The sequence below is a fragment of the Pseudonocardia alni genome (genome assembly GCF_002813375.1).
GTDB lineage: Bacteria > Actinomycetota > Actinomycetes > Mycobacteriales > Pseudonocardiaceae > Pseudonocardia > Pseudonocardia alni.
This window is the reverse complement of the sequence record NZ_PHUJ01000003.1, coordinates 3,426,704-3,437,635: the sequence shown is the minus strand read 5'-3', so window position 1 is coordinate 3,437,635 and position 10,932 is coordinate 3,426,704. Positions and strand designations below refer to the sequence as shown.

Below are 10,932 nucleotides of genomic sequence, written 5' to 3'. Positions count from 1 at the left end.
CCTGGACCAGGTCCGACGGACGGAGGCACCGTGACCGCCGAGTTCAACATCCACGAGGCCAAGACCCACCTGTCCCGACTGCTGGAGCGCGTCGCCGCGGGCGAACACATCGTCATCTCGCGCGCCGGCACGCCCGTGGCGGACCTGGTGCCGCACCAGCGCCGGACCGTGCGCCTGGGCGGGCTCCGCGACCGCGTCCGTTACGACGACGCCGACTTCGAGGGCGTCGACCAGGACATCCAGGCCATGTTCTACGGCGACGATGCTGCTCCTCGATAGCCAGGCCCTGCTGTGGGTCCTCACCGACAGCGAACGGCTCGGCCCGAAGGCGCGCGAGATCATCGGGACCGCGACCGCGGTCCACGTCTCGGCGGCATCGGTCTGGGAACTCACCATCAAGGCCATGCTGGGAAAGCTCGACGTCCCGGCCGGGCTCCCGGAGCTGCTGGAGGAGCAGGGGTTGGTCGTCCTGGACGTGACGGCCACCCACGCCGAGGGCCTGCGTGCCTTCCCCGAACTCGTCCGCCACGACCCGTTCGACCGGCTCATCATCGCCCAGGCGGACCAGGACGGCATGCAGCTGCTCACCGCGGACCGGGTACTGCTCGGGCTCGGACGGAGCTTCGTCGTCGACGCGACCCGCTGACCGGGAGGACCCGATGACCGCCCTGCGCGACCACGTGATCCCCCGCCCCGAGGGCGACCTGCACGTCCACCTCGCGGGCGAGTCCGGCCCACCGGTGCTGCTGCTGTCCGGCGCCGGCCTCGACAACGCGCTGCTCAGCTGGCACCACCTGATCCCCGACCTCGCCCGCGACCACCGCGTCATCGCCCCCGACTGGCCGAAGCAGGGGCGCAGCCGGCCGTGGCACGGCCGGGCGACCCACGAGGTGCTGTTGCGCACGGTCGTCGACGTGCTGAACGACCTCGGCGTCGAGCGGGCCGCCGTCGTGGGGCTCTCCCAGGGCGGCGCCCTCGCACTGGCCACCGCGATCGAGCACCCGGAGCGGGTGGAACGCGTGGTGGCGCTCGCTCCGGCCGGGACACTGAGCTTCCCGCCGGGGCTGCACCAGCTGTTGTGGCTGACCGCGCGGGTGCCGCTGCTCTCGCGGACCCTGCCGAACCTGGCGTTCCGGAGCCGGGCGGCGGTCACCGCGTTCACCCGGCGCGCGCTCTTCGGCGACGCAGGCCGCGTGGCCGACCTCGACGGGATCGTCGATCAGATCCTGGGCGAGGCCCGGGCCGGGAACGCGGGCAGCTCCGACTGGCAGAACGACTCGATCGGGCTCCGCCGGATGCGGGTCGACCTGCGCCCCCGGCTCCCGGAGATCCGCTGCCCCGCCCTGTTCGTGCAGGGCGACCGAGACGCGGGCGTCCCCGTCGCGACGACGCGCGCGGCGGCCGCGGCCGTCCCGGGCGCCCGGTTCGTGGTGCTGCCCGGCCGTGGCCACTGGTCCAACCGGGAGTCCCCGGACGAGGTGAACGCGCTGGTCAGGGAGTTCCTCGACGGTTAGGGCGCCGCGCGGTCCAGGCCCCGCATCTCGCGCAGCGCGTCGGCGAGGGTCCGGCACCCCAGCGACTGCAGCACCGCCCCCTCCACCTCGACGGTCAGCCGGGCGAAGTACTCCGCGGCGTTCGTCGTCACCGGGCAGACGTGCTCGCTCTCCGGGCGGCACGCCCAGAGCGGCTTCTCCCCCACCGCGCAGCGATAGATCTCGGCCAGGGTGATCTCCCCGGCCGGCCGGGCGAGCCGGGCACCCCCGCTGCGCCCCCTGCTGGACTCGACGAGGCCGTGCACCCCGAGCGGCACCAGCAGCTTGCGCACCACGCTGGCGTTCGTGCCGAGTGCCTCGGCGAGCCGTCCGGAGCTGACGGTCGGACTGTCGCCCTCAGCCGCGGCGGCGAGGTACAGCATCGCCTGCAGGGCGCTGGAGAACCGGATGTCCAGCACGACCTCACCTCCCGTCCCGGGCCGCCAGCGTACCCGTCGCGCCCGAAAAGGTGGTGGTCACTGTTGCAGTTCGCGGAGCCATATGTATCTTTGATCAGAACCATTTGACGCCTCCGCCCGGACCCGCCGACGTGCCTGGACGGCCCACCCCTCAGGAGTGCCTCGTGTCCACCCGCGCCGCACGGCTTCTCGGCCGCCCGTACACCCTCGGCTCCGCGGAGCTGCCCAACCGCATCGTCATGGCCCCGATGACCCGGGCGTTCTCCCCCGGCGGTGTCCCCGGCACCGACGTGGCGGCCTACTACGCGCGCCGTGCCGCCGCCGGTACCGGCCTGATCATCACCGAGGGCACCTACATCGACGACCCCTCCGCAGGCGACGTCGCCGCCGTCCCGCGCTTCCACGGCGAGGCGTCGCTGGCCGGGTGGGCGGACGTCGTCGAGGCGGTGCACGGGGCGGGTGGCCGGATCATGCCGCAGATCTGGCACGTCGGGATCACCCGCGAGGCCGGGAAGCCGCCGTTCCCCGAGGCGCCGTCGGTCGGCCCGTCCGGCATCGCGCTCGACGGCACCGAGGGCGCCGGCACCGCACTGGACCTCGCCGGGATCGACCGGATCATCGGCGCGTTCGCCGAGGCCGCGGCGCAGGCCGAGCGGATCGGTTTCGACGGTGTCGAGCTGCACGGCGCGCACGGCTACCTGATCGACGAGTTCCTGTGGGAGCGGACCAACCGCCGCACCGACGGCTACGCCGGCGGCGCAGCCGAGCGGGCCCGCTTCGCGGCCGAGATCGTCGCCGCCGTCCGCGAGCGCGTCGCCCCCGACTTCCCGGTCGTGTTCCGGTTCTCCCAGTGGAAGGCCGGCGCCTACGACGCGCAGCTCGCCCGGACCCCCGACGAGCTGGCCGACGTGCTGACCCCGCTCGCTGACGCCGGGGTGACCGCGTTCCACGCGTCCGGGCGCCGCTACTGGGAGCCGGAGTTCCCCGAGGCCGACGCCGAGCTGAACATCGCCGGGTGGACGCGCAAGGTCACCGGCCTGCCGACGATCACCGTCGGCTCGGTCGGCCTGGACCAGGTCTTCGCCCCGGAGATGTTCACCGGCGGCGACGCGCACGCCGACGTCAGCGGCGTCGAGAAGCTCCTCGACCGGCTGGAGGACGACGAGTTCGACCTCGTCGCCGTCGGCCGGGCACTGCTGGCCGACCCCGAGTGGGCACGCAAGGTCCTCGACGGCCGCGAGTCCGAGCTGGTGCCCTTCACCAAGGCGGCACTGGGCACCCTGCACTGAGCGGTTCGCTCAGATCAGGTCCCAGGTCAGCGGGGTGCCGCGGGCGACGTCGCGGGTGAAGGTCCGGCCGAGCACGGTGCCGATCGTGTCGGTGTGCAGGCCACCGGCCGGACGGATCGACCGCACGTTGTCCGCGGTGACCTGCTCCCCCGCGGCGACGTCGGCGACCACCCACAGCGACCGGCGCAGCGCGAGGGTGTCCCGCTCGGACTCGCGCGGGCCGAACCGGGCAGGGCCCATCGCGCGTCGTGCCACGTCGGTCTCGGTGACCAGCGACGCCAGCTCGGCGGGTTCCAGGGAGAAGTCGGAGTCGACGCCGCCGTCGGCGCGCTGCAGCGTCACGTGCTTCTCGATCGCGACCGCGCCGAGCGCCACCGCGGCGACCGGTACCCCGATGCCCGGGGTGTGGTCGGAGAGCCCGATCGGGACGCCGAACGCCTCGCGCAGCGCCGGGATCGTCTGCAGGTTCGCGTCGACCGGGTCCGCCGGGTACGAGGCGGTGCAGGCCAGCAGCACGATCTGCGTCGCACCGCCCTCCCGGGCGGCGGCGACGGCGGCGTCGATCTCGGCCAGCGTCGCCATCCCGGTGGAGATCACCATCGGCTTGCCGGTCGCGGCCATCGCCCGGATCAGCGGGAGGTCGACCAGCTCGGCCGAGGCCACCTTGTACGCCGGCGCGTCGAGGGACTCCAGCAGCTCGATCGCCGTCGGGTCGAACGGCGAGGAGAACGGCACGAGCCCGTGCTCACGGGCCCGGGCGAACAGCGGCTCGTGCCACTCCCACGGCGTGTGCGCCTGCTCGTAGAGCTGGTACAGGTTCCGCCCGCCCCACAGGCCGTGGTCGTCGCGGATGCGGAACGCCGGGCCGTCGGCGTCGATGGTGATCGTGTCGGCGCGGTAGGTCTGGAACTTCACCGCCTGCGCCCCGGTGCCGGCGATCGCGTCGACGATCTCCAGCGCCCGCTCCAGCGAGCCGTTGTGGTTGCCGGAGACCTCGGCGATGACGAACGGTCGCTCGCCGGGGCCCACGCGGTGGCCGCCGATCTCGATCGGGTCCGGGGTGCGCATGCGCGCCACCCTACGAGCGCCGCGCGAGCACCATCACCTCGGACACCGTGCCCTCGGAGTCCTGACCGTAGAGCCCGGCGTCGGAGTCGACGAGCTCGAACCGGTCGAACATCTCCAGGTAGCGGTGGCGCAGCATGGGCTCGCGGACTCCTCGCTTGCCGGTCGGGGAGTTGCGCAGCAGCAGCCAGCGGGCGCCCAGGTCGGTGACCAGGCTCGCGTAGTTCGCGACGACGTCGGGCTCCATCTCCTGGAAGGAGATGAAGTTGGCGAACAGGTCGACGGTCCCGGTGAGCCGGGGCAGCTGCCAGGAGCAGAGCACCGTCGCCGGCTGCTCCAGCTCGTCGATCACGATCTTCTCGCGCTCGCGGGTGGCCGCGTAGTCCAGGACCTTCTCCGGCCCGAGCGCCTCGCGCAGGTAGTGCGTGGCGACGGCGGCGACCGGCGGGATGTCGACGTCGATGTAGCGCAGACCGGGGTTGCCCGACAGCAGGATCTCGCCGAGCGTGCCGAACCCGCCGCCGATCTCCAGGACGGTCGAGACGTCGAGGTCCGGCACGGCACGCTTGAGCATGACCAGCCCGCGCAGGTAGTTCAGTGACGACCGGCTGAACCGGCGGCCGTCGAACACCAGCTGCTCGGCCGGGGCGCCGGCGGCCGACTCGCTGAACCCGGCGAGCGACGGCGACCGGTCGGCGGGATCGAGCGCGGTCACCGTGGCGTGGTGGGCCCGGGCGACGGGCACCTGGTCGATCCGCTCGCGCAGCAGCGTCCCGGGGCCGCCCACCAGACCGAACGCCCGCGACAGAGCGGCCGCCGGACGGGACACCGGCGCGTACTGCGGGGCGTAGAAGTAGGTGGCCGAGGGGTGCCTGCGGAACTCCGCGAACCCGCGTTCCCGCAGGTCGGCGACCACCTTCTCCAGACCGGTCCGCCAGAAGTCCGTCGGCCGGTACAGCTCCGGCGCGCTGTCCAGATCGGCCAGCATCAACTCGAGCAGCGTTCTCGGGTCCATGTCACGAACGGTACGGAACATCACCTTCGCGTCGATCGTGACCCACCGTCGAACGGCCCGGGTCCCCGGACCGATAGCCTCTGCGGTGCGGCGGTGGACGGCCGCCGGTCAGTGACGAGGGAGTGGGACGTGGTCGCCGACACCGGCACCTGGGTGGTGGTCCCCGTGTACAACGAGGACACCGTCATCGCCGACGTCGTCGCGGAGATCCGCACGGCCTTCCCGAACGTCGTGTGCGTCGACGACGGCAGCCGGGACTCCTCCGCCGAACGCATCGCCGGCACCGACGCGCACCTGGTGCGGCACCCGATCAACCTCGGGCAGGGCGCGTCGCTGCAGACCGGGATCGACTACGCGCTCCGTGGCGGCGCCGAGCGGATCGTCACCTTCGACGCCGACGGCCAGCACGACGTCGCCGACGCCGTCCGGATGGCCGCGATCCTGCGCAGCGGCGAGGCCGACGTCGTCCTCGGGTCGCGCTTCCTGGAGTCGACCGAGCCGGTGCCGCCGCTCAAGCGGCTGGTGTTGCGCACCGTCGCGGCGCTGTCCCCGGCCAGCCGCAAGCTCAAGCTCACCGACGCCCACAACGGGCTGCGGGCCATGAACCGGGCGGTCGCCGAGGACCTGCGGATCACCATGAACGGGATGGCGCACGCGTCGGAGATCGTCGCGTCGCTGGCCCGGTCGTCGTGGCGGATCCGCGAGGTGCCGGTCACGATCCGCTACACCGAGTACTCACGATCCAAGGGCCAGTCGCTGTTCAACGGGGTGAACATCCTGTTCGACCTGTCGGTACGACAGCGATGACCCAGGAGGCGAACACCGTGATCCTGCAGATCCTGCTCCTGGCCGCCGCGGTCGGCGCACTCGTCTACTTCGTGCGCAGCGGCCAGAGCGTCGGCGTGCGGGCGAGCAAGCGGATCGCCTTCGGCGCGTTCATCGTGCTGAACATCTATGCGGTCCTGCGCCCCGACGACCTGACCTACCTGGCCCGGGCGGTGGGCATCGGCCGTGGCACGGACCTGCTGGTCTACCTGCTCGTCGTCGCGTTCGTGTTCGGCATGCTGAACACCTACCTGCGGGACCGCGAGATCAGCCAGCACCTGACGAACCTGGCCCGCCAGATCGCCGTCCGGGACGCGGAGCTGACCCGGCGGGAGAACGACCTGGAGCAGCGGCTGACCGCGCTGGAGCAGCAGGCGACGACGAACGGCCACCGGCCCGCCGCCACCGAGCCCGCCGCCACCGCATCCGCCGACGAGCTGGGGACGGCCCGCTCCACCGGGAGCTGAGCGACGATCCGCGCGGGTCACGAATCGGTCGCAGACGGTGACACGTCGGCCGCGCGTCACGGCCTGCGGCACGACGCTCGTAGGGTGCGCCGGATGCGGCTGCCGATCGACGACGCGCGGAGCCGGGGATGACGTGGGCCCAGGCCGTCCCCGTGGCACTGGTGACCGCGGCGTGGTGCGTACTGCCCGGGGCACTCGTCACCCGCGCCGCGGGACTGCGCGGAGCGGTCTGCTGGGGCGCCGGGCCGCTGGTGTCGGTCGCGCTGATCGCGACCACCGCGGTGCTGGCCGGCCGGGCCGGGGTGCCGTGGGGACCGTGGCCGGTGCTGGGCGCCACCGCCGTGCTCGCGCTGCTCTGCGCCGCGGTGAGCGCCACCGTCCGGCGGGTGCGCCGGGACCGGGCCGAGCCCGGCGGGGACCCCGGCGACCGTCCGCCGTTCCTGCTGCGCGCGGGACCCGACGGCCCGCTCGGCGGGATCGCCCTGGCGATCGGGACGGCCGTCACCATCGCGATCGGCTGGCTGACCGTGATGCTCGCGTTCGGGCCCGTCGACGCGATCTCCCCGACCTACGACGCGATCTACCACTACAGCGCGGTCGCCCGGATCGTGCAGACCGGCGACGCGTCGTCGCTGACGCTGGGTGAGCTGAACAGCCCGGGGCGGCCCTCGGCCTACCCCGCCGCCTGGCACGACGTCGTCTCGCTCGTCGTGGCGGGCACCGGCGCGTCGATCCCGGCCGCGTCGAACCTCGCCGCGTTCGCCGCGGCGGCCGTCGTGTGGCCGCTGTCGTGCACGCTGCTCGTCCGCCAGGTCGTCGGGCGCCGGGCCGGGGCCCTGCTCGTCACCCCGGTGCTCGCGACGGCGTTCACCGCGATGCCGTGGCTGCTGCTGAACTGGGGCGTCCTGTGGCCCAACCTGCTCGGGCTGGCGCTGGTGCCCGCCGGGCTGGCCGCCGTCGTCACCGTGCTGGGGCTGACCCGCGACAGCGCGGTCGGCCGGTTCCGGGCGCTGCTGCTCGGGGCCGCGGCCGTCCCCGCTCTGGCGCTGGCGCACCCCAACGCCGCGGTCAGCCTGCTCGTGCTGGGCCTGTCCCCCCTGGTGGTCGCGGCCGCGATCACCACGGTCCGGCAGGTCCGCCGGCGCCGCTTCGCCACGGCGGCCCTGGCCCCCGCGGGCGCGCTGGCCGCGGTCGCCGGCACCGTCTGGCTGCTGGCGTGGTCGCCCTACCTCGACGGCGTGCGGGCGTTCGACTGGCAGGCCTCGATGGGGGCGCGCGAGGCGCTGACCGGCGTGCTGTGGAACGGGACGAACAAGCGGCCCGAGCTGGTCGTGGTGTCGGTGCTGGTCGTGGTCGGCGCCGTCCTGGCTCTGCGGCACGCGCGCACCGCGTGGCTGGTGCCGGCGCACCTGACCTCGGCGCTGCTCTACACCCTCGCCGTGGCCCGCGAGGGCGACCTGGTCACCGCGCTGACCGGGGCCTGGTACAACGACTCGCACCGGCTCGCCGCGATGGTCCCGATCACCGGGGTGCCGCTGGCGACGCTGGGCGTGCTCGGCGCTGCCGGCCTGGTGGTCCGGGCGGTGACCGCGCTGCGGCGGGCGGAGACCACCCCGGAGCGACGACGGCTGCTGACCGTCCCGGCCGTCGCCGTCCTCGCCGCGGCGCTGGTCCTGCTCACCGACGGGTTCCGCATCGGGGTGCACGCCGCCGTGATCGCCGACGCCTACCGCTACGAGACCGGCCGGGTGCTGCAGCCCGGCCAGCGCGAGTTCCTGGAGGCGGCGGGCCGGGCGACCGCACCGGGTGCCGTCGTCGCGGCGAACCCGTGGACCGGCAACGGGCTGCTGTACCCGCTGACCGGGCGCCAGGTGCTCTTCCCGCACCTGTCCGGGACCTGGACGCCCGACCAGGAGCTGGTCCGGATGCGGCTGCACGACGTCGCCCGCGACCCCGTCGTCTGTCCCGCCCTGCGGGCCACCGGCGTCGGCTACGTCATCGACGGCCCGGTCACCTGGTGGCCGTGGGACCCGCGGGCCGACACCTACCCCGGACTGTCCGAGATCGACCGTGCACCCGGGTTCGAGCCCGTCCTCTCCGGGGGCGGCAGCACGCTCTACCGGATCACCGCCTGCGGCGCGGGCCCCGCCCGCTCCACCGGCTGAGGCGCCCCGGGCAGCCGCGGTTACCGTGTGCGCGCAGCCGGGTGCACACACCGTCCGCCCCGGAGGAAGGCAGGTATGCGCGCACTCGTCACCGGTGGAGCCGGCTTCATCGGCTCCACCCTGGTCGAGTCCCTGCTCACCCGCGGCGACGACGTCCTCGTCGTCGACGACCTCTCCGCCGGGACCCGGGACAACCTCGCCCCGGGTGTCACGGTGGCCGAGCTCGACGTCCGCGACACCGCCGCGCTCACCGCGCTGGCCGCGGAGTACCGCCCGGACGCGGTGTTCCACCTGGCCGCCCAGATCGACGTACGCCGCTCGATGGCGGACCCGGTGCACGACGCCTCGGTCAACGTCCTCGGCACGCTGAGCGTGCTGCAGGCGGCCCGGGACGCGGGCGCGGGCGCGGTCGTCGTCTGCTCCACCGGCGGCGCCATCTACGGCGACGGCGCCCCCCTGCCGACGACCGAGGCGGAGCCGGCCGAGCCGGAGTCGCCGTACGGGATGAGCAAGCTCGCCGCGGAGCGCTACACCCGGTTCTTCGTGCGGGCGCACGGCCTCCCGGCGCTGGTGCTGCGCTTCGCGAACGTCTACGGGCCGCGCCAGCACCCGGCGGGCGGGGCCGGGGTCGTCTCGCTGTTCTGCGACCGGGCCCGCACCGGGCTGCGGCCGACCGTGTTCGGCGACGGCGGCCAGACCCGCGACTTCCTCTACGTCGGCGACGTCGCCCGGGCGGCGCTCGCCTCGGCCGACCGGCTCGCGGCCGGGGAACTCGCCGGCGAGGTGTTCAACGTCGGCACCGGAACCGAGTCCACGGTCGTCGAGCTGGCCGCGACGATCGGGGAGATCGCCGGGCTCGCCCCGGAGGCGTTCGCGCCGGAGTTCCTCCCGGCCCGGGCCGGGGAGCTGCGCCGCAGCTGCCTCGACCCGTCGCGCGGGATCGCCGCGCTCGGCCTGCCCGCGCCGACACCGCTCGCCGAGGGCCTCGCGCACACCTGGGCCTGGCACACCGGGCGCTGACACGCCGGGCGCCGACACACCGCGGGCCCGGCCCCCGTGCGGGGAGCCGGGCCCGGGTGGCGGCCGGCGTCAGCTGTAGACGGCCAGGGTGAGCATCGCGATCCAGGCCAGCGCCAGGACCTGCAGCGCGCGGTCGCCGAGCGCGATCTCCTCGGGCTCGCCGCCGGTGCCCCGGTCGACGTCCACCGAGTAGCGCAGCACCGCGATCACGAACGGCACGATCGACAGCACCGACCACACCGAGTTGTGGTCCTCGCGGATCTCGAACGCCCACAGCCCGTACATGACGATCATGACGGTGGCCGAGAGCGACCAGATGTAGCGCAGGTAGGACGCCGTGTAGTTCTCCAGCGACTTGCGGATCTTGGCCCCGGTGCGCTCGGCGAGGTTGATCTCGGCGTAGCGCTTGCCGGCGACCATGAACAGCGAGCCGAACCCGGTGACCAGCAGGAACCACTGCGACAGCGGGATGCCGGTGGCCACGCCACCGGCGATGGAGCGCATCAGGAAGCCGGAGGCGACGATGCAGATGTCGAGCACCGGCTGGTGCTTGAGCCACAGGCAGTAGGACAGCTGCACCGCCACGTAGACGGCGAGCACGATGATCAGCTGCCAGGTCACCGCGAACGACAGCGCGATCGCCCCGGCGAACAGCACGCCCGCGGCGACGAAGGCCAGCGGCACCGGGACGATGCCGGACGCGATCGGGCGGCGGCGCTTGGTCGGGTGCGCCCGGTCGGCCTCGACGTCGAGCGCGTCGTTGACCAGGTACACGCCGGACGCGGCCAGCGAGAACGCGACGAACGCGATCAGGCAGTCGATCAGGATCGGCACGTCGAACAGCTGGCCGCTGACGAACGGCGCGGCGAAGACCAGGACGTTCTTCACCCACTGGCGGGGGCGCATCGTCTTGAGCAGGCCGCGGGCGACCATCGCGGTGGTGCGCTCGGACGGGTCCATCGGCACGTGCGGGGCGTGCTCGGCGGCGGGGGCCGCGTCGGCCTCGTGGCCCTCGGGGGCGCCTGCGTCGTCGGGGGCGTCCGGGACGACGGGGGTCTGCGGGTCGGCGGCCCGGGCGACCTTCTCCTTCTCGGAGTCGTCGCGGTCGACCTTCGTCGGGTCGGTACTGGTCATG

Annotated in this window: 12 protein-coding genes; 8 read left to right on the top strand and 4 right to left on the bottom strand. The window is 73.8% G+C overall.

Annotated elements, in window-relative coordinates; translation table 11 throughout:
* Positions 1–30 precede the first annotated feature (30 nt).
* The 3 genes from ATL51_RS17035 to ATL51_RS17025 are packed head-to-tail and all read left to right on the top strand — an operon-like array spanning position 31 to position 1,514.
* Positions 31–279 carry a type II toxin-antitoxin system Phd/YefM family antitoxin gene (locus tag ATL51_RS17035; RefSeq protein ID WP_100879166.1) on the top strand — a complete coding sequence of 83 codons (249 nt, stop codon included), beginning with the start codon at positions 31–33 and terminating at the stop codon, positions 277–279.
* A complete protein-coding gene (locus ATL51_RS17030; protein WP_100879165.1) occupies positions 263–646 on the top strand; it encodes a type II toxin-antitoxin system VapC family toxin in 384 nt (127 codons plus the stop codon). Before ATL51_RS17035 ends, ATL51_RS17030 begins: the two co-directional genes overlap by 17 nt.
* Positions 647–659: 13 nt before the next feature.
* On the top strand, positions 660–1,514 hold the full coding sequence (locus tag ATL51_RS17025; RefSeq protein ID WP_100879164.1) for an alpha/beta fold hydrolase: 855 nt from the start codon (positions 660–662) through the stop codon (positions 1,512–1,514).
* On the opposite strand, the gene ATL51_RS17020 is transcribed toward ATL51_RS17025, so the two are convergent.
* On the bottom strand, positions 1,511–1,951 hold the full coding sequence (locus ATL51_RS17020) for an RrF2 family transcriptional regulator (RefSeq protein WP_100879163.1): 441 nt from the start codon (positions 1,949–1,951) through the stop codon (positions 1,511–1,513). The two genes, ATL51_RS17025 and ATL51_RS17020, sit on opposite strands and share 4 nt — an antisense overlap.
* Before the next feature lie 164 nt (positions 1,952–2,115).
* Between ATL51_RS17020 and ATL51_RS17015 the strand changes: the two genes are divergently transcribed.
* The gene (locus tag ATL51_RS17015) at positions 2,116–3,240 is read left to right on the top strand and encodes an oxidoreductase (RefSeq protein WP_100879162.1); all 1,125 of its coding nucleotides are present in this window, start codon (positions 2,116–2,118) and stop codon (positions 3,238–3,240) included.
* 9 nt (positions 3,241–3,249) lie between these two features.
* On the opposite strand, the gene pseI is transcribed toward ATL51_RS17015, so the two are convergent.
* Complete coding sequence (pseI, locus tag ATL51_RS17010) at positions 3,250–4,308, bottom strand: pseudaminic acid synthase (RefSeq protein WP_100880763.1); 1,059 nt, start codon at positions 4,306–4,308, stop codon at positions 3,250–3,252.
* 10 nt (positions 4,309–4,318) lie between these two features.
* Positions 4,319–5,320 carry a putative sugar O-methyltransferase gene (locus ATL51_RS17005; protein ID WP_157818401.1) on the bottom strand — a complete coding sequence of 334 codons (1,002 nt, stop codon included), beginning with the start codon at positions 5,318–5,320 and terminating at the stop codon, positions 4,319–4,321.
* Between the two features lie 129 nt (positions 5,321–5,449).
* Here ATL51_RS17005 and ATL51_RS17000 point away from each other — a divergent pair, with 129 nt between their 5' ends.
* The 4 genes from ATL51_RS17000 (at position 5,450) to ATL51_RS16985 (ending at position 9,797) form a co-directional block, all read left to right on the top strand.
* Positions 5,450–6,127 (top strand): glycosyltransferase family 2 protein, encoded by a 678-nt coding sequence (locus ATL51_RS17000; protein ID WP_100879160.1) that lies wholly within the window; start codon positions 5,450–5,452, stop codon positions 6,125–6,127.
* Between the two features lie 17 nt (positions 6,128–6,144).
* On the top strand, positions 6,145–6,612 hold the full coding sequence (locus ATL51_RS16995; RefSeq protein ID WP_301549060.1) for a DUF2304 domain-containing protein: 468 nt from the start codon (positions 6,145–6,147) through the stop codon (positions 6,610–6,612).
* A gap of 128 nt (positions 6,613–6,740) precedes the next feature.
* A complete protein-coding gene (locus tag ATL51_RS16990; RefSeq protein WP_100879158.1) occupies positions 6,741–8,777 on the top strand; it encodes a DUF6541 family protein in 2,037 nt (678 codons plus the stop codon).
* Between the two features lie 75 nt (positions 8,778–8,852).
* Positions 8,853–9,797, top strand: a complete 945-nt coding sequence (locus ATL51_RS16985) for an NAD-dependent epimerase/dehydratase family protein (RefSeq protein ID WP_100879157.1) — start codon at positions 8,853–8,855, stop codon at positions 9,795–9,797.
* A 69-nt stretch (positions 9,798–9,866) separates the two neighbouring features.
* Here the strand turns inward: ATL51_RS16985 and ATL51_RS16980 are convergent, their stop codons facing one another.
* Entirely contained in the window at positions 9,867–10,931 is a 1,065-nt protein-coding gene (locus tag ATL51_RS16980; RefSeq protein ID WP_100879156.1) for a decaprenyl-phosphate phosphoribosyltransferase, read from the bottom strand.
* Position 10,932 lies beyond the last annotated feature (1 nt).